The 18,336-nt window shown below is 70.8% G+C and carries 14 protein-coding genes; 6 read left to right on the top strand and 8 right to left on the bottom strand.

Annotated elements, in window-relative coordinates:
* Positions 1–33 precede the first annotated feature (33 nt).
* The gene (locus OHB13_RS31850; protein ID WP_266851240.1) at positions 34–1,221 is read left to right on the top strand and encodes a glycine C-acetyltransferase; all 1,188 of its coding nucleotides are present in this window, start codon (positions 34–36) and stop codon (positions 1,219–1,221) included.
* Positions 1,218–2,132: a LysR family transcriptional regulator gene (locus OHB13_RS31855; protein ID WP_266851238.1), complete on the top strand. Its 915-nt coding sequence runs from the start codon at positions 1,218–1,220 to the stop codon at positions 2,130–2,132. Before OHB13_RS31850 ends, OHB13_RS31855 begins: the two co-directional genes overlap by 4 nt.
* 65 nt (positions 2,133–2,197) lie before the next feature.
* Here the strand turns inward: OHB13_RS31855 and OHB13_RS31860 are convergent, their stop codons facing one another.
* From OHB13_RS31860 to OHB13_RS31890, 7 genes are all read right to left on the bottom strand, one after another.
* Positions 2,198–5,080: a glycoside hydrolase family 2 TIM barrel-domain containing protein gene (locus tag OHB13_RS31860; RefSeq protein WP_328379382.1), complete on the bottom strand. Its 2,883-nt coding sequence runs from the start codon at positions 5,078–5,080 to the stop codon at positions 2,198–2,200.
* Positions 5,081–5,135: 55 nt separating this feature from the next.
* Positions 5,136–6,410, bottom strand: a complete 1,275-nt coding sequence (locus OHB13_RS31865) for an FAD-binding protein (RefSeq protein ID WP_328380438.1) — start codon at positions 6,408–6,410, stop codon at positions 5,136–5,138.
* Positions 6,411–6,515: 105 nt separating this feature from the next.
* On the bottom strand, positions 6,516–7,463 hold the full coding sequence (locus tag OHB13_RS31870) for a M56 family metallopeptidase (RefSeq protein ID WP_328379383.1): 948 nt from the start codon (positions 7,461–7,463) through the stop codon (positions 6,516–6,518).
* Entirely contained in the window at positions 7,460–7,831 is a 372-nt protein-coding gene (locus OHB13_RS31875; protein WP_266851235.1) for a BlaI/MecI/CopY family transcriptional regulator, read from the bottom strand. The genes OHB13_RS31870 and OHB13_RS31875 overlap by 4 nt, the downstream gene beginning before the upstream one ends.
* A 177-nt stretch (positions 7,832–8,008) precedes the next feature.
* A complete protein-coding gene (locus OHB13_RS31880; RefSeq protein WP_328379384.1) occupies positions 8,009–10,072 on the bottom strand; it encodes an MDR family MFS transporter in 2,064 nt (687 codons plus the stop codon).
* 130 nt (positions 10,073–10,202) lie between these two features.
* Positions 10,203–10,664, bottom strand: coding sequence for an SCP2 sterol-binding domain-containing protein (locus OHB13_RS31885; RefSeq protein ID WP_328379385.1), 462 nt, complete (start codon positions 10,662–10,664; stop codon positions 10,203–10,205).
* A 132-nt stretch (positions 10,665–10,796) separates the two neighbouring features.
* Positions 10,797–11,999, bottom strand: a complete 1,203-nt coding sequence (locus OHB13_RS31890; RefSeq protein WP_328379386.1) for a helix-turn-helix domain-containing protein — start codon at positions 11,997–11,999, stop codon at positions 10,797–10,799.
* Between the two features lie 644 nt (positions 12,000–12,643).
* Here OHB13_RS31890 and OHB13_RS31895 point away from each other — a divergent pair.
* Both OHB13_RS31895 and OHB13_RS31900 read left to right on the top strand, forming a co-directional pair.
* Positions 12,644–13,216 (top strand): hypothetical protein, encoded by a 573-nt coding sequence (locus OHB13_RS31895; RefSeq protein ID WP_328379387.1) that lies wholly within the window; start codon positions 12,644–12,646, stop codon positions 13,214–13,216.
* 171 nt (positions 13,217–13,387) lie between these two features.
* Positions 13,388–14,893, top strand: a complete 1,506-nt coding sequence (locus OHB13_RS31900; RefSeq protein ID WP_328379388.1) for a DUF6801 domain-containing protein — start codon at positions 13,388–13,390, stop codon at positions 14,891–14,893.
* Positions 14,894–15,042: 149 nt separating this feature from the next.
* On the opposite strand, the gene OHB13_RS31905 is transcribed toward OHB13_RS31900, so the two are convergent.
* Positions 15,043–15,987 (bottom strand): hypothetical protein, encoded by a 945-nt coding sequence (locus tag OHB13_RS31905; protein WP_328379389.1) that lies wholly within the window; start codon positions 15,985–15,987, stop codon positions 15,043–15,045.
* A 505-nt stretch (positions 15,988–16,492) separates the two neighbouring features.
* On the opposite strand from OHB13_RS31905, the gene OHB13_RS31910 reads away from it, so the two are divergent.
* A complete protein-coding gene (locus OHB13_RS31910; RefSeq protein WP_266851228.1) occupies positions 16,493–17,482 on the top strand; it encodes an ABC transporter ATP-binding protein in 990 nt (329 codons plus the stop codon).
* The gene (locus OHB13_RS31915) at positions 17,479–18,336 is read left to right on the top strand and encodes an MlaE family ABC transporter permease (RefSeq protein ID WP_266851227.1); all 858 of its coding nucleotides are present in this window, start codon (positions 17,479–17,481) and stop codon (positions 18,334–18,336) included. The genes OHB13_RS31910 and OHB13_RS31915 overlap by 4 nt, the downstream gene beginning before the upstream one ends.

Genomic DNA, 18,336 nt, shown 5'->3' on the forward strand with positions numbered 1-18,336 from the left:
CCTCCTGACCCGAACACCACGAGGAGCACCCTGATGTACGAGTCCGTCCGCGACGGTCTGCGCGCCACCCTCGACGAGATCACCGAAGCCGGTCTCTTCAAGCCCGAGCGTGTCATCTCCACCCCGCAGAGCGCCGCCGTCGGCGTCGCGTCCGGCGAGGTGCTGAACTTCTGCGCCAACAACTACCTCGGTCTCGCCGACCACCCCGACGTGGTCGCCGCCGCCAAGGACGCGCTGGACCGCTGGGGCTACGGCATGGCGTCCGTACGCTTCATCTGCGGCACCCAGGACGTCCACAAGGAGCTGGAGCAGCGACTGTCGGCCTTCCTGGGCCAGGAGGACACGATCCTCTACTCCTCCTGCTTCGACGCCAACGGCGGAGTCTTCGAGACGCTGCTCGGCCCCGAGGACGCGGTGATCTCCGACGCCCTCAACCACGCGTCCATCATCGACGGCATCCGCCTCTCCAAGGCCCGCCGCTTCCGCTACGTCAACCGCGACCTCGCCGACCTGGAGCAGCAGCTCAAGGCAGCGGCCGACGGCGGGGCCCGCCGCCGGCTCATCGTGACCGACGGTGTGTTCTCGATGGACGGGTACGTCGCCCCGCTCGCCGAGATCTGCGATCTGGCCGACCGCTACGACGCGATGGTCATGGTGGACGACTCGCACGCCGTCGGCTTCGTCGGCGCGGGCGGCCGCGGCACCCCGGAGCTGCACGGGGTGATGGACCGGGTCGACATCATCACCGGCACCCTCGGCAAGGCGCTCGGCGGAGCCTCCGGCGGCTATGTCGCGGCCCGCGCCGAGATCGTCGCCCTGCTGCGCCAGCGTTCGCGCCCGTACCTCTTCTCGAACTCGCTGGCCCCGGTGATCGCCGCCGCGTCGCTGAAGGTCCTGGACCTGATCGAGTCGGCGGGTGAGCTGCGTGAGCGCCTCGACGCCAACACCCGGCTGTTCCGTACGAAGATGACCGACGCGGGCTTCGAGATCCTGCCCGGCGACCACGCCATCGCCCCCGTGATGATCGGCGACGCGGCCGAGGCGGGCCGGATGGCCGAGCTGCTCCTCGAACGCGGGGTCTACGTGATCGGCTTCTCGTACCCGGTGGTCCCGATGGGCAAGGCCCGCATCCGGGTCCAGCTCTCGGCCGCGCACTCCACCGCCGACGTGGAACGTGCCGTGGCGGCGTTCATCGACGCACGGGCGACAATGGCAGGGTGATCGACCCCCGCCGCCTGCGTATTCTGCGGGCCGTGGCGGACCACCGTACGGTGACCGCCGCGGCCGCAGCGCTCTATCTGACCCCCTCGGCCGTCTCCCAGCAGCTCGCCGCGCTGGAGCAGGAGACCGGGCACGCGCTGCTGACCCGCAGCGGCCGGGGGGTACGGCTGACGGCCGCCGGTGAGATCCTGCTCACCCACGCCCACGCCGTACTCGCCCAGCTGGAGCGGGCCGAAGCCGAGCTGGCCTCGTACGCGGGCGGAGTCTCCGGCGAGGTCACGGTCGCCGCCTTCGCGACCGGGATCGCCGAGGTGCTGGCCCCGGCCATCCGCACCCTCGCCGAGCGCAGCCCCGGCATCCGGGTCAGGGCCAGGGACTCCGAGGGGGACGAGAGCCTCACCCTCGTCCTGGACGGCGAGGCCGATCTGGCGCTGGCCGTCGAGTACCGCGGCGCGCCCCGCGAGGACGACCGCAGGCTCGCCCGGGTGCCGCTGTACGCCGAGCCCTTCGACGCCGTACTGCCCGCGGGCGACCCCCTCGGCCAGGGCCCGCACGTCACCCTCGCGGAGCTGGCCGACAGCGAGTGGATCGGCCCCTATCCGGGCAACCCCTGCCACGACGTGGTGCTCCTCGCCTGCGAGCGCGCCGGGTTCCAGCCCCGCCTGGTGCACTCGTCGGACGACTTCAGGGCGGTCGTCGCGCTGGCCGGCGCGGGCGCCGGGGTCGCGCTGGTGCCCCGCTCGGCGCTGCGCGGAATGGAGCTGAAGGACACGGTGGTCCGCCCGGTGGAGGGCCCGGCCGCCACCCGCCGGGTGTTCGCCGCCGTACGGCGCGGCGCCGAGGAGCATCCGCTGTTCCGGCCGCTCCTCGACGCCCTCGTCGCGGCCTCGGCCGGACTGCCCACGGGCTGACCGCACACCGGGCCGGGCGCCGGGGTGCGCGGCCCGACCCGGCCCGGCCCGGTGTGCGTACCGGTTCAGGACACGGGCTCACCGGTCTCGCCGGTGACGATGGCCGACTCTGTGTCCTCCGTGAAGATGAAGCTGAACTCGGCTGGCTCCGCATGGAGTTGGTGCTGCGGGAGGACGCCGGGACCACAGGACTGCGAGCCGATGCCGTGCTGGGCGTGGTCGAGGTTCACCCAGACCTGCCGGCCGGCCGGGCGCAGGTCCGCGCGGTGCTCCGCCGCGTCGAGCTGCTCGCTCGTCCAGCGGCGTGCCGTGAAGCCGAACTCCGGGTCGCCCGCCACCCGTACGCCCCCGATCGCGGCCCACCGGACGTCGGCCCTGGCGCCGTTCTCCTGCGGACGGACGTACGGCGTCTGGAGGCCGTCGACCGACGACTCCCACCGGCCGAGCCTCGACGCCGCCCGGGTGTCCGGATACGCCTCTCCCGGGCCGCCGCCGCACCAGACGGCAGATTCGGCGCCGGCCGGCAGCACGAAGCGGATCCCGAGCCGTGGGAGGGGCACATTCCACGCGCCGTCGGGCGTGACGGACACCGTGAGCCGCAGCCGGGTCCCGTCACTGGTCCACCGGTACACGGTCAGCAGTCCGGCGTCCCGCGCCGCGGGCGCCACCCTGGTCCGTACCGTCAGCGCGGTGCCGGACAGCTCGACGGCGTCCAGGCGGTGCTGCATCCGGTGCAGCCCCAGCTCGCGCCAGAGTTGCCCGTAACGGGCGCCGGTCACCGGGTCCGTACCGTTGTCGTTGTCCGTCGGCGCCCGCCAGACGTCCAGCCGCAGCTCCCGCAGAGCGGTGCGCCCGACCGTGCGCAACTCCCCGGTGCGCGCGTCGAAGGCGGCCGGGCCGAGCGTGATCAGCTCCCCGGCGCGGCGCGGGCCGCTGCTCTCCGGCACCGCCACGGCCGCCCGCCGGCCGGGCGCGGCGGGCAACTGCGCCCAGGCGACCTCGTGGCGGCTGCCGTCGGCGAGCAGCGCCCGCACCGTCCACCAGCTCTCGGCGTCCCGGTCCGTGTCCGGCGGGGCGGGGAGCGGTACCTCGGCCCGCTTGCCGGGTGCCAGCTCCGGTATGTCGAGGACGCCCGCGCTCACGGTCCCGCCCGCCACCTCGTACGACCACTCGAAGACCAGGTGCGACAGACCGGTGAAGTCGTAGCGGTTGACGATACGGACCGTCCCCGCCGCTCCGTCGCCTTCGATACCGACCGGCTCGATGACCTTCTTGTACTCGGCGAGAGCGGGGGACGGGGTGCGGTCCGGGAAGAGCAGCCCGTCGCAGACGAAGTTGGAGTCGTGCAACTCCTCGCCGAAGTCACCGCCGTACGCGTAGCCGAGTGCGGGGTGGGTCAGGCCGTGGTCGATCCACTCCCAGACGAAGCCGCCCTGGTTGCGCTCGTACGCGTCGAAGAGCTGCTGGTACTCGGTGAGGCCACCGGGGCCGTTGCCCATGGCGTGCCCGTACTCGCAGAGGATGAAGGGGAGTTGGCGCCGCTCCGCGGGTCCGCCGTCCTCGCCGCGGCCGATGGCCGCCACCTCGGCGTGCGAGGCGTACATCCGCGAGTACATGTCGGTGTCCGCGCAGGACCGGTCGCCCTCGTAGTGGAGGGGCCGGTCCGGGTCGCGGTCCCGGATCCAGCCGGCCATCGCGGTCAGCCCGCGTCCGGTCCCGCACTCGTTGCCCAGCGACCAGATGACGACCGAGGGGTGGTTCTTGTCGCGCTCCACCATGCGGGCCGCCCGGTCCAGCAGGGCGGGGGTCCAGCGCTCGTCGTCGACCGGATTGCCCCGCCAGTCCTGCTCGGTGAAGCCGTGGGTCTCCAGGTCGCACTCGTCGACGACCCAGAGCCCCAGCTCGTCGCAGAGTCCGAGGAAGTCCGGGTGGGGAGGGTAGTGGCTGGTGCGCACCGCGTTGATGTTGTGCTGTTTCATCAGCACCACATCGGCCCGCATGGTCTCCAGGTCCAGCGTCCTGCCGGTGTCCGGGTGGAACTCGTGGCGGTTCACCCCGCGGAAGAGGATCCGCCGCCCGTTGACCTTGATGACGCCGTCCTCGACCCGGACCGTACGGAAACCGATGCGCAGCGCCACCCGCTCACCCGCGGTGGCCAGTTCACCTTCGTACAGCCTCGGGGTCTCCGCCGTCCACGGCTCGACCGGCACCGACACCTCGTCACCGGCCGCCAGCTCGACCCCGAGCTCCGGCACGGTCACCCGGCCCGGAACCGTGCTGTCCACCCGCAGGGTGCCCCGGCCGGTCACATGGTCGTAGCCGGCGTGCACGAAGAAGTCACCCGCGGCCCCCTCCGGGCGGTGCAGCAGCGTGACATCGCGGAAGATGCCCGGCAGCCACCACTGGTCCTGGTCCTCCAGATACGACCCGGACGACCACTGGTGGACGCGGACCGCGAGCACATTGCCGCCCGGTCGCAGCAGTGCGCCCACCGCGAACTCGTGGGGCAGCCTGCTGCCCTTGAACTCGCCCAGCTCCTCGCCGTTCAGCCAGACCCGGGCGCACGACTCCACCCCGTCGAACCGCAGCACGGCGTCTCCGGCCGACGGCCACTGGGACGGCAGGTCGAACGTGTGCAGATGGTCGGCGGTCGGGTTGCCGGTCGGTACGCGCGGCGGGTCGACCGGAAAGGGGTAGAGATGGTTGGTGTAGATCGGCGCACCATGTCCCTGGAGGACCCAGTGGCCGGGGACCGCCACCTCGTCCCAGCTCGCGGCGTCGTACCCCCGCGCGGCGAACGAGTCGTCGGCCGCGTCCGCGGTCGGCGAGAGCCGGAAGCGCCACCTTCCGTTCAGCGACAGGGTCATGGCATCGGATGCCGGATACCTGGCACGCGCCGGAAGGGCGCCGGTGCCGGGGGACACGTCTTCGTAGTACGGGGTGCTCATCGGTGCTGCTCTCCTCGCTCTGGGTCTCCCGGGCCGGATGCGCGCGACAACGCCCTTACGACAGGCTTGTGTTCGATGCCCGGGCATCATCGAGCAGCGGCGCCAGGAAGGCGTTGGTGAACTTGCCCCGCGGGTCGTACTCCCTGGCCAGGGCCCGGAAGTCGGCCAGCTTCGGATAGAGCGCGGGAAGCCGCCCGGCCGGCACGGTGGACAGCTTCCCCCAGTGTGGACGCGCGGCGAACGGTTCAAGACGCTCTTCGAGCAGGCGGAGCACCGGCAGTACGGCCACGGTGTCCCTGACCCAGGTGAAGTGCAGCCCGACCGTGTCGTGACCGTAGGCCGGACTCAGCCACAGGTCGTCGGCGGCCACCGTCCGCACCTCGCAGACCTGCAGCAGCGGTGCGACCACGTCCCGGACCGCGTCGACGGCGTGCAGCGCGGCGAGCCCGTGGCGCCGGTCCACCAGATACTCCGACTGGATCTCCTCGCCCGAACTCGGTGTGAACCCGGCCCGGAAGTGCGGCAGCCGCTCGTGCCACGGCCCCGGCACCCCCTGCTGCTGGGTGCAGTGCACGGGCGGTACACCCGGTACGGGGTGCAGCGGACCCGGCGCCTCGGGGGCCCAGGGGAACTCGGGCTCGCGGCCGGCCACGTACTTGAGCCACACCTGCCCGAAGTGCGGACCGCTCCAGTCGGTGAAGAGACTGACGCTGTACGCCGCCGATGTCACCGCGTCGAAGTGCTCGTCCAGGACCGACAGGGGCAGCCCGGTGCGGACCCGCTGCGCCAGTTCGAAACCCGGCACCAGATCCAGGGTGAGCGAGGTGACGGCGCCGAGCGCGCCCAGCGAGACCACGGACCCGGCGAAGCGCTCGCCGTCCCGGTCGCGGCCGGTCGTCCGCAGCTCGCCGTCGGCGGTGACCAGTTCGAGTTCCCTGACCGCGGTGGCCAGCCCGCCGAGCGCGGTCCCGGACCCATGGGTGCCGGTGGCCACCGAGCCCGCCACGGAGATGTGCGGGAGGGAGGCCATGTTGGGCAGGGCCAGCCCGTGCGCGTGCACCTCCCTGGCCAGCTCGGCGTACCGTACGCCGGCCGAGACCCGGACCGTGGACGCGGCCCGGTCCACCTCGATCTCCGGGGGCAGTCCGGCCACCGAGACCAGCGTGCCGTCGGTGTCCGCGATGGTGTTGAACGAGTGGCCGCTGCCCAGGACGCGCACCCGGGCGGAGGCGGCGACGAGCGCACGGAGCTCGTCGAGGGTGGTGGGCCGGTCGATGCGCTGTGCCGTGAAGGCGATGTTCCCCGCCCAGTTCGTCAACATCTTCGAGATGCTAATCGCCGGTCGGGCGGCGCAGCAGGGGTGTTGAGCGGGGCATTCCGCCGGGGCCCGCCCGGTGCCGCCGCCGCGCTACGCGTCAGTGGTGTCCGGACGCAGTCAGTGGTGGCCGGAAGCGGCCTGGGCCGCCTCGATGCCGCCGTGCAGATCCGTCGCGGCGTCGAGCGCTCCGCCCGCCGACAGCGAGAGGCACACCAGCAACGCCCCGGCGAGGGCACGGGCGGCCCGTCCGTGCCACCCGCGGTCCGGGGTGCCGGCCGGACGGTGGCCCAGGAGCGCCGCGACCCGGCGCGGGACAGGGCCGGCCGTGGCGGCGAGTACGACGCTGGGGCGCGCGGCGGCGGGCACCCGGTGGCCGGCCAGCGCGGCGCGGCCGATGGCACGGGCCGCGAGGGACCGGTCGCCGACCGCCCCGGCCGCCGACTCGTCGGCGCAGCGCTCCAGGGCGTAACCGAGCGGTGCCCGCAGCCCGCGCAGCGCCGGGTGGCAGAGCGCGGCCAGCTCCGCCGCCGCGATGAAGAGGTGGTGGCGCCCGGTGAGGTGCGCGCGCTCATGGGCGAACAGCGCCTCGCGCTCGGCCGGTGCCAGGGCCTGCAGCATCCCGGTGGTGACGACGATCCGGCCGGGGCGGCCGGGCAGCGCGTACGCGTCGGGGGCGGTGTCCCGGACCACGGCCAGTTCGCCGCCGGCCCCGACCTGCCGCCGGGCCGCGCGCAGCTCGGCGCGCTGCCGCAGCACGGTCCGTACCAGCGCGGTGGCGCCGACGGCGAGCGCGCCACCGGCCGCAACGGCCGCGACGACGGTGGTGTCCGGCCCGTCACCGCCCACCGGGTGGATCAGCCGGCCGAGGGCGGCTACGGGCGGGAGCCGCAGCAGACCCGCCACGACGAGCAGCCCCAGCGCCGTGGCCGAGCAGCAGCCGAGCGTGAGCGCCGCCGCCGTCAGCAGCCGGACGGCCTGCCGCGGCGCCAGCAGCTCGGCGAGCCACCGGGCGGCGGGCGCCACGAGCAGCGGCATCAGCAGGGGTACCCACACCGCGTAGATCACTTGCCCTCGCTCTCCAGCAGCTCGCGCAGCAGCCGCTCGTCGTCGGAGCTCAGCCGGGAGACGAAACGGGCGAGCACCGTGGAGCGGTCCTGCTCCTTCTCCAGCTCGGAGTGCATCCGGCGGGCGGTGAGCCCGGGGGAGTCCTCGGTCGGGGTGTAGGCGAAGCCGCGGCCCTCGCGGGACCTGGTGACCCACCCCTTGTCGTGCAGCCGGCTCAGGATCGTCGTCACGGTGGTCCTGGCGAGCCCGCTGCCGAGGGTGCGCTGCACATCGGCGGGGGTCAGCGGATCCCCGGCAGCCCACAGCACGGCCAGCACGCTCGCCTCCAGCTCGCCGGCCGGGCGCCGTTCCGGGTGCTCCTCGCTCATGGGGCTCTTCCTCCAGGAATGGGCGCTGCTGATCCGGTCGGCGGGCCGGACTGTCGTGGTCGTCCGGGGCCTTCGCCGCGAAGGCCCCGAACACCATTATGAAAGAACGCCCGGCGTCCGGATCCTGAGCCCCCCTGGCCTGCGATGTTCCCCGGGCGGGGCTGCGCCGGGCCCGGGTCAGCGCGCGGCCGGGGCCGTCCCGCGGGCGTGCGGCAGACCGGTGGCCAGGTCCTCGGCGAGCAGCCGCTTGGCGATGGCGTCCGCCGCCGCCCGCAGCTCGGCGCTGCGCGGCCTGCCGGTGTCCGCCTCCAGCCGGGTGTTCAGCCAGTGCGCCCAGGCCGCAGTGATCGTCCCGGCCTCCCGGCGGCCGGCCTCGGTGTGCGAGAAGAGGTTGCCGTCCCGGGTGAGGTAGCCCTCGTCGACCATCCGGTCGAAGACCGGCACCAGCACCTCCGGCGGGATCCGGTACCGGGCGGCGGTCACCCCGATGCTCGCGTGCCCGACCAGCCGGGTGAGCAGCTCGACCTGCATCACGGCCCAGGCTCCCGCCACGTCGAGCCGGGTGTCGGACTCCGCGACGATCCGGCGGGCGGAGTCCGGGCCCTGGCTGTGCAGGATCTTCGCGACGGAGAACTCCAGCATCGTGGCCGAGTCCCCGGACGCGGGGGCGGCGAAGCCCTCACCCATGTCGGTCGACCCGGCGCGGGCGGAGTCGCGGAGCTTCACCTGCTTCAGGAACAGCGCCACGACGAACCCGATGAGCGCGACCGGCACCGTCCACAGGAAGACGGTGTGGATGGTGTGCGCGTACGCCTCGATGATCGGGGCCGCCGTGGGGCCGGGCAGCCTGTGCAGCGACTTCGGGTCCTGGGCGGCGCGGGCGATCCGCACCGGCCCGGTACCGGACACCGCTGCTGCCTGGCCGATGGCCGTACTGAGCTTCGGCTTGAGGGTGTTGGCGTAGATGGTGCCGAACACCGCGGTACCGAAGGCGCTGCCGAGCGTACGGAAGAACGTCACCCCGGACGTCGCGGTGCCCAGATCGGCGTAGTCGACGGTGTTCTGCACGGCGATGGTCAGCACCTGCATACAGAGCCCGATGCCGAGGCCGAGCACGAACATGTACAGCGACTCGCGCCACACCCCCGAGTGCGGGCCCATCCGGGACATCAGGAACAGCCCCGCCGCCATCACCAGTGCTCCGACGATGGGGAAGATCCGGTAGTTGCCCGTCTTGCTGACGACGTTCCCGCTGAACACGGAGGCGATGAGCAGCCCGATGACCATCGGCAGCGTCCGCACTCCGGAGATCGTCGCCGAGTCACCGTCGACGTACTGCAGATAGGTCGGCAGGAAGGTCATCGCCCCGAGCATCGCGAAGCCGACGATGAAGCTGAGGATCGAGCAGACCGCGAACACCGGGTTCGAGAACAGCCGCATCGGCAGCATCGGTTCCGCCGCACGTGTCTCGACGACGCAGAACAGCGCGAGCGCGGCCAGGCCGAGCACGAACAGCCCGATGATGGCGCCGGAGCCCCAGGCGTACTGGTTGCCGCCCCAGCTGGTGGCCAGGATGAGCGCGCTCGCCCCGACCGTGACCAGCGAGATGCCCAGGTAGTCGATGACCGGCCGGCCGGCGGATCTGACGGACGGGATGTTGCGGGCGGCCGCGATCACCACCAGGACGGCGATCGGGACGTTGACGTAGAACGCCCAGCGCCAGGTCAGATGGTCCGTGAACACACCGCCGAGCAGCGGGCCGATCACCGTGGACACCCCGAAGACGGCACCGATCGCGCCCTGGTACTTGCCGCGTTCGCGCAGCGGGATGACATCCGCGATCAGGGCCATCGCCGTGACCATCAGCCCGCCCGCGCCGATGCCCTGGACCGCACGCCAGGCGATCAGCAGGGACATGTCCGTCGCCAGGCCGCACAGGAACGAGCCCGTGATGAAGATGACCGCCGACACCTGGAAGACCAGCTTGCGGCCGAAGAGGTCACCGAACTTGCCGACCAGGACGGTCGCCACCGTCTCGGCGAGCAGATACGCGGTGACCACCCAGGACATGTGCGACGCCCCGCCCAGGTCCGAGACGATCGTCGGCAGCGCGGTACCGACGATCGTCTGGTCGAGAGCGGCCAGCAGCACACCCAGCATGATCGTGCCGAACACGATGTTCCGCTGCCGGACGTCGAGTACCGGGGGTGCGGCAGGGGCCGGACTGCTGGCGGTCGTCACAGTGGCACCCTCACACCGGCGCGCGAACGGCGCATACGCAGGAGGCCGGACCGGCGATCGCCGCGCCGTGAGGTTCGGCCGTTCGGCGGTACCCGTGTTTCGGCGGTACCCGTGTTTCAGTGCATGGCTCTCAGGCCTTGGGAATGTCGAAGTACCGGGTGAGCCCCGAGGCCAGGCCCAGGTCTCCCGCGATCTTGACCTTGCGCAGCATGAAGAGGGTCACCGGGCTCGCGTTGCCGGACACCAGCTTGAGGAAATCGGCGTCGCCCATGGTGAGTGTGAGACGCGGATCGGCCTCCGAGCGGCCCTCGGTGACGGTGCACACGCCGTCGGCGATCGTGGTCTCGTACACCACGTCGCTCTCGCCCGTGATCTTCCAGCGGATCACGGCGGCGAGCGAACCGGCGCTGTCCGGGCGGAACTGCCGCTCCACGCGCCCGAATACCTCCGCGAGTACCTGCCGTCGCAGGTCACCGCGGGCGATTTCGCCGAGTTGCCTGGGGGAGAGCCCCTTGATGATCTTCGCGAACTCTCGCGGAGTGACGGAAGCGAAATCCAGCTCCGCCAGTCTCTCGCTGATGTTGTCCGCCACGAGCGCTTCCCTACTACCGAGTAAATTTGCCGGGAGGTCACGTTATGGCGCGGCGGGCGTACGGGCAAGGTGGCGGTCCGGCCGCCGGGCCGGCGCCCGGAAGAGCCCGGATCCGGAGGGCCCTCGCCGGGATCAGCTGCCGCTCGATTCGAGCCGCATCGCGCGCAGGACGATCTCAAGGGCGAACCGCCGCTCCGGATCGGACAGTTGCTGTCCGAAGATGCTCTCCAGGGTGCGCATCCGGTAGCGGACGGTCTGTGCGTGCACATCCAGGACCTCACCCAGCTGGGCGGCGGTGCCGCGGGTCGCGAGCCAGGCGTGCAGCGTCTCCAGGAGACGGTCCTTGCGGTTCGCGGTGAGGTGGGAGACGGGGGCCAGTTCCCGCCCTGCCAGTTGTTCGAGGAGCGCCCGGTCGGAGAGCAGCCAGAGGGTCACCAGGTGGTCCTCGCAGCGGATCGTCGGGGCGTCCCCGATGATGCCGGTGTCGACGAGGTCGAGCACCCGGCGTGCCCAGCGGAGCGAGTCCGCGGCGTTCGCGAGGGGGACGTCGATGCCGATGGTGCGGTGCGCTCCGGGGAGTGCGACGTCGAGCATGTGCTGTCTTCGCTCGTCGAACGGCCCGGGGATCAGCAGATGGGGCTGCGGCTCCGCCAGATCGGCGAGGACATCGTTGTCCAGAAGGGCGGAAGGGATACCCGCGGGCGGTCGCAGGGCGACCAGGGTGACCTGTTCGGGCAGTGTCCAGCAGGTCTGCTCCGCGAGTTCGGCGATGGCGGCGCGGGGTACCGGCGAGCCCGCGAGAATCAGATGCAGCAGGCGGCGCCGCTGGTTGTCCAGCTGGTCCCCTCCGGCCGTCCTGACCTCCAGATAGCCCTCGCGGGACAGCGCTTCGAGTTCGTCGACATAGGTGAACAGCGCGTCGGCGAAGGTGAGCATCAGGGTGGGGGAGAGGTTGTAGCGCCGCCCCACCCGCTTCGCCCGCCGCAGCGCGATCCGGGCGCCGAGCCGGTACGCGCCCTGGAGCTGGTCCAGGCTCCTGCCCTCGTACGCCTCGAACCGGCCGAATCTCCGGCACATCTCGTCCCGCAGCGCGGACGACGCGGTGGGCTCGGCGACCTGGTCGACGAAGACGGAGATGTTCTGCTCCACGCCGATCCGGATGCCCTGGGCGTAGGGGCCTTCGAGCAGCCGTGCGTACTCGGGGTAGGCGCGGGTGACCTCAAGCCCGATCTCCTTGATCAGGCTGGGGAGTTCGGGCCGCATGACGGCCGCGAACTCCTGGGGGAGCGGTCCCAGTGGTTCTCCGATGTCCGAGGGTTGTGCAACTCCCGGCATTCCTCGACCCCTTGCTCTCCGGCGCCCGGTGGGGGTGGCCGACGGGAGAGCGCTCCCGGAGACCTTCAGGTGCGTACCAATTTGGGCTGCCGAACATAGCCGAAGCCGGGGGCCGGTGGACACAACCACGACAGGGCCGGAGGTGAGCGGGGGAGCGTATCCAGCCAATCCATGGCGTGGGTTCCGGTCGCCGGACGGGCCGGCCGGTCAATTCCTCTCCGGTTTCGGCGCGTTCCTTTGTCATCTGCTGACAAGAAAAAGGCGCCGGCCGGAACGAGTGCTGTGACGCCGGGAGCCGGCCGGGCCAGGAACGGGCAACTGTCACCCGGTCACACGGCGGGCCACGCGGAATTACTCACTTTCAGCTAGTGCGGACCTCGGCGCTTACTCGCCGGACAACAGGAAATCCACCACGGAGAACCCGCCCCCGGATTTCTTCGTACAGGCCATTGCGGACTCAGGTTACTCAATCGTAGCGTCATCGCCGCACGGTCGGGACAAACGGTCGCCCGGGACGAAACCGCCTTCCGGCCAAGTGAACCTCGTGGGGGTTCCGTTCTTCGGGGACGGAACTCCGGGAATCTGATCAAGACGCCACGAAGGGAAATCACACCATGCACAAGTTTGCCGCAAGAGCCGCAGTCGTGACCGCCGCCATCGGTGCGGCCGTCGGGCTGGCCGCGACATCGGCATCGGCCACCGCCACGTCCTCGTGGACGGTCACCCACTCCGGCGCCTACACCGCGCACGCCGTCAACCCCTCACTGGCGGTGCCCGCGGCGACTCTGAACTGTGCGTCGTCCGACGTGACCGCGGGCTCGCTCCAGGCGACGAGCCCCGACGGCGCCGGGATCGGCACCATCGGCACCATCAAGTTCACCAGCTGCAACGTGGCCGGCATCACCTTCAACGTCACGATGAAGGCCACCCCGTGGAAGATCAACGCGGTCAGCATGAACTCCACCCACCCGACCTGGGTCAACGGCACCGTCAGCGCGATCTCGGCGCACATCTCGGGCGTCGGCTGCGCGGCCGACTTCACCGGAACGGTCAACGGCCACTACGACAACACGGCCCACGCCCTGGTGATCGACGGCACGGGCAACGGCCTGGTGGCGTCCGGCGCGAGCTGCCTCGGACTCATCAACAACGGTGACGTGGCGAGCTTCAACGCCTCGTACGCGGTGAGCACCCTGCCGGTGATCAGCACACCGTAACGCGGGTGGGCACAGCGCTACGGGCCGGAGGCGGCAGGACTGCCTCCGGCCCGGATTTCACGTTTGCGGCCCGGCGGCCGGCAGGACCGCGCGGCAGAGCAGCGACCGGACCGTACAGCGACCAGACCCGTACAGCGACAAGACCGTATGAGGCGGAGGGACAGGGCCGGCATGAATCCCAGGACACCTGCGAAGGGCGGCAGGCGGCCGGTACGGCTGGCCTCCGCCGCGGCGGCCGCGCTCGTCGCCGGACTGCTGGCCGGCAACGGCTCGGCCGCCGGTGAGGGCGGCACCCCGGCCACCCTCTCGTACGACTGCGGTCTCCCTTCCGGCTCCGGCCGTGCCACCGTCGAGGTGGCGATGAACCTGCCGGCATCCGCCGAGGCCGGCAAACCCGTGCAGCCGGGGCCGGTGAAGGTCACGGTCGGGCTGGCCCGCGGGGATCTCGCGGCGCTGCTGCCGAAGGACACCGACGCGGTGCTGAGCACCGCCTCACTCGCCGTCAAGGTGAGCCAGAACGACCAGTCGGCCACGGCGATGTGGTCGGATCTCGCCGCGCCCAGTACGCCTGTTCCGGCGGAGGGCGATGTGCGGCTCGTCCACTCGGGCCCGGTGCCCACCGTCACGGTCGGCGGCACGGGTGATGTCACCCTGGCCGCAGGTGAGTTGAAGCTCGGGCTGCTGACCGCGACGCCCGGCACCGGGCAGCAGGGCGCCCCGGAGCCGGTCCCGCTGGTCTGTGAGCCGGCCGCCGGCCAGGACCTGCGGCTGGGGACCGTTCCGGTACCGGGGGCCGGGAGCACCGGTCCCTCCACCTCGCCGGGCAGCCCGGGAGCCAGCACGCCGGCCGGCGGGAAGGGACGGAAGGACGCGGACGGCGGTGTCACGGTGCAGCCCCGGTCCGACCCCGCCCCGGTGGGCAAGTGCCCGACCGTGATACCGAAGGGAAAGGTCGACATCAGCGACGCGCCCGTGGCGCCGCCGGGTGCCACACCCGGGGAGTACGACCTGCCCGGGAGTCCGGGCTGCGCGTACGCCCTCGGGGTGGCCAACGTCAGCAAGCTCAACGGCGCGATGATCATCAATGACCCGAAGCGCAAGCCGGTGACGATCAGCGTGCTGGCGGTCGTCCACTCCTCGGTGCGGTCGAGCGTCCAGCCGGGTGGCCTCTATCTGCGGCTCGACTCACTCGCGGACCTGCGGCTCCCCGACGCCGAATCGACGTTCCTGACGTTCGGCTTCCAGCCGGTCACGGCGAAGGTGCATTTCGAGACAGGGCCGGTCACCATATCGACCGGGAATGTCGGCACGAGTGTGTTCTCGGTGATCTCGTTCAAACAGTCCCTGCGGCTGTACGACGTGAAGGTGAACGGGACTCCACTGGATGTCGGCAGTGCGTGCAGAACCGCGACACCGTACAAGGTGGTTCTCAACGGCGGTGCCAAATACACGAATGTCTTCTACGGCGGCACGCTCGACGGCACGATAGACATTCCCAAGTTCTCCGGGTGCGGTGCGAACGGTGAGGACCTGGATCCGCTTTTCACCGCATCACTCTCGGGGCCCGGGAACAGTATTGAGATGAATCAGGGGACGACCTGCATTCCTGACTCGCCCAACAATCTCTGCCCGCCCGATATGCCCGAGCTGCCGGGCTCCGGGACCTCCAAGCCGTGAGGTGACGCTCCGTCGTGCCGGCCGCTCGCCATGAATGGCTGGTTGTCGGCACCGGGCGCTGTGCCGGGCCGCATCACCGGGCCCGGCAGGCCGATGGGGCCGCCCCCGCAGCCGGGGCGGCCCCATCGGGGCAGGTGTGGCGAGACCCGTCAGGGTCGTACGGCCGAGTGCCAGGCGTCCGAGAGTGCCTTGCCCTCGCCGGGGGCGACGCTCGCCGGGTCGTTGAGGGTGGCGACATAGGTCGAAGCGCTGTTCAGGGTCACGCTGTTCTTGCCCGATGCGGACGGCAGCGCCGTCTTCAGGTTCACCGCCCAGTTCAGCAGGTCCAGCCCGCAACCGCTGGCGCCGGGGACCGCGTAGGCCGAGTCGCCCTGGTTCGCGCCGATGAGGTTGATCCGGCCCAGGGCGCCGTTCGGGTCGGCGGTGCCGTCGGCGTCGAACGCCTCGGTGCCGGGGGTCGGGGCGGTGACGTTCTGCGGGCGCAGCAGGATGGGGTCCGACGAGGTGCCGATGTAGCACTTGTCGCCGAGGAACGGGTTCTGCAGATGGATCCGCACCGGCAGCGTCACGATCGGCTTCCCCGTGGTGGCCCCGGCCAGCAGGGTGAAGTCGCTCGGGTTGTTCACCGATTCGATGGTGGCGGTGACCCGGTTGAGGCTGTTGTCGGTGATCTGGTGGCAGATGCCGCTGACCACCGGGACGTTGCTCGGGCACATCAGGCCCAGCAGGCCGCCCGGGAGCTGTGCCGGGTCGGCCACCAGGGCGCCGCCCGCGGGGGAGACCAGCGTCGACGATCCGTCGGGGTGGGTGATCACGCCGAGCTGCAGATCGCTCGCCCCGGTGGGCACGACGGAGTTGCCGAGCTTGATGGAGCCGTTCGCCGAGTGCGAGGAGACGCAGAGCGCGGTGTCGCTCTGCCCGTCGGCGGCCAGCATCGCCGGAGCGTCCACGGGGCACCGGGAGAACGGCGCCCAGCTGCCGTTGAGGTTCACGGGCCCACTGGCCGCGGTGGCCGTGCCCACGGACACGAATGCGGCGAGGGCGGTGGAGCCGGCGAGCAGCCCCAGACGCGACCGGGTGGAAACGGATCTCATGTCTTCCCCTTTTTCGGCAGCCGGCCGGAAGGCGGTGCCGTACTCGGACCTGATGGGTCTGCGGCGTGCCGGAACAGGTGTGAATTCACCGAGCCGTGAGGTTACTGGCGGGAAACACCGCTGCACAATCCTGCTCGCGGAATTTATCACTTCTGGATGAATTTCCTTGCTGAGCTGCTCAGTTACCGCAAAGGGGAGGGCGGCGGCGAGATGCCGGGACAAAACTTGCGGGGCTGGCTATTGCGGCCCCAGGTTACCCGGCCGTAACGTCGCTCTCCGCGAACCTCTCGGCCGGTTGAGGCCGGGGCGTAAGTCCCTCACCTGCGTCCATGCTGTGAGTGAGCACTTTTCAACAAGGTTTCCGCACGGGCTTGTCACCTCATGACAAGTAGCTCAATTTCTTGGGGAGTTACCTGTTCAAGGGCTTGTCCCGGCGGCGCCGGTGAACTTAACGTGCGCCTCTCGGCGCACTTCTGTCACTTCGTGAGTGCATGCAGGAGGTGAGATGGGAATCGAAGTAGTTGTTGAAGGGCTCACGAAGTCTTTCGGCAAGCAGAGAATCTGGCAGGACGTGACACTCACGCTCCCGGCCGGTGAAGTCAGTGTGATGCTCGGCCCTTCCGGCACCGGAAAGACCGTGTTCCTGAAGTCTCTGATCGGGCTGCTGAAACCCGAGCGGGGCAGCGTGCTCATCAACGGCGTCGACATGGTGAACAGCCCCGAGCGCGACATCTACGAGACCCGCAAGCTCTTCGGCCTGATGTTCCAGGACGGTGCACTCTTCGGATCGATGACCCTCTTCGACAACGTGGCCTTTCCGCTCCGGGAGCACACCAGGAAGAAGGAGTCCGAGATCCGCCGCATCGTCATGGAGCGGATGGACATGGTCGGCCTCCTGGGCGCGGAGGAGAAGCTGCCGGGGGAGATATCCGGCGGAATGCGCAAGCGCGCCGGTCTCGCGCGCGCCCTCGTACTCGACCCCCAGATCATCCTCATCGACGAACCGGACTCCGGACTCGACCCGGTCCGTACGTCGTACATCTCCCAGCTCCTCATCGATCTGAACGCGCAGTTCGACGCGACGATGCTGATCGTCACCCACAATCTCGACATCGCGGCCACCGTGCCCGACAACATGGGGATGCTCTTCCTGCGCAACCTGGTCACGTTCGGGCCCCGCGAACTGCTCCTCACCAGCGAGGAGCCGGTGGTCGCGCAGTTCCTGAGCGGCCGGCGCGAAGGGCCGATCGGGATGTCCGAGGAGAAGGACGCGGCGACCCTCGCGGCCGAGCAGCGCAGCGCGGCCGGCTCCCGCCCGCAGGCGCCGCGGCCCATCGTCCCGCAGCTCGAACCGTCCGAAGGGCTGCCCGAGCGCCAGGCGGTGCTGCGCCGCAGGGAACGCGTGCTGGGCATGATGGCGGAGCTGCCCGAAGCGGCGCGCACCGCCATCCTCAGGAGTTACGCGGCCCCGGCCTCCGGCGGTGGCCGGCCATGACCGCACAGGTACCGGTCCGACCGTCCGAGCCGTCCGCGGACGGCGGCGGGGGCAAGGCCGCCGACTACCGGCAGCCCCGCCCGCCGCTGCGGGTGCTCGCCCCGCTGCGCGAGACCGGGAAGCTCTTCGCCCTCGGAGCCACCGTGACCCGGGCCGTCTTCCGAAGACCCTTCCAGGTGAGGGAGTTCATCGAGCAGTTCTGGTTCATCGCGAGCGTCACCATCCTGCCCGCCGCCCTGGTCTCGATCCCCTTCGGCGCGGTCATCGCCCTCCAGGTCGGCTCGCTCACCCAGCAGCTCGGCGCCCAGTCCTTCACCGGCGGAGCGAGCGTGCTCGCCGTCATCCAGCAGGCCAGCCCGCTGATCGTCGCGCTGCTCATCGCGGGCGCCGGCGGCTCGGCGATCTGCGCCGACCTCGGCTCCCGGAAGATCCGCGAGGAGCTGGACGCGATGGAGGTCATGGGCGTCTCACCCGTCCAGCGCCTCGTCGTCCCCCGGGTGCTCGCCACCATGTTCGTGGCGGTCCTGCTGAACGGACTGGTCTCGGTCGTCGGCACACTCGGCGGCTACTTCTTCAACGTGATCCTTCAGCACGGCACACCGGGCGCCTACCTCTCCAGTTTCTCCGCGCTCGCCCAGCTGCCCGACCTCTACATCAGCGAGGTCAAAGCGCTGATCTTCGGGTTCCTCGCGGGGATCGTCGCCGCCTACCGAGGTCTGAACCCCAGGGGCGGCCCCAAGGGCGTCGGCGACGCGGTCAACCAGTCCGTCGTCATCACCTTCATGCTGCTGTTCTTCGTGAACATGGTCCTCACGGCGGTCTATCTCCAGATCGTCCCCGCGAAGGGGAGCTGA

It is taken from the genome of Streptomyces sp. NBC_00440, assembly GCF_036014215.1.
In the GTDB taxonomy this organism is placed as follows: domain Bacteria; phylum Actinomycetota; class Actinomycetes; order Streptomycetales; family Streptomycetaceae; genus Streptomyces.

Bases quoted from the DNA above. Each gene is read 5' to 3' on its own strand.
- OHB13_RS31850 (WP_266851240.1), top strand. From the start codon at position 34: ATGTACGAGTCCGTCCGCGACGGTCTGCGCGCCACCCTCGACGAGATC.
- OHB13_RS31860 (WP_328379382.1), bottom strand. From the start codon at position 5,080: ATGAGCACCCCGTACTACGAAGACGTGTCCCCCGGCACCGGCGCCCTT.
- OHB13_RS31875 (WP_266851235.1), bottom strand. From the start codon at position 7,831: ATGAGCGAGGAGCACCCGGAACGGCGCCCGGCCGGCGAGCTGGAGGCG.
- OHB13_RS31890 (WP_328379386.1), bottom strand. From the start codon at position 11,999: ATGCCGGGAGTTGCACAACCCTCGGACATCGGAGAACCACTGGGACCG.
- OHB13_RS31900 (WP_328379388.1), top strand. From the start codon at position 13,388: ATGAATCCCAGGACACCTGCGAAGGGCGGCAGGCGGCCGGTACGGCTG.
- OHB13_RS31905 (WP_328379389.1), bottom strand. From the start codon at position 15,987: ATGAGATCCGTTTCCACCCGGTCGCGTCTGGGGCTGCTCGCCGGCTCC.
- OHB13_RS31910 (WP_266851228.1), top strand. From the start codon at position 16,493: ATGGGAATCGAAGTAGTTGTTGAAGGGCTCACGAAGTCTTTCGGCAAG.
- OHB13_RS31915 (WP_266851227.1), top strand. From the start codon at position 17,479: ATGACCGCACAGGTACCGGTCCGACCGTCCGAGCCGTCCGCGGACGGC.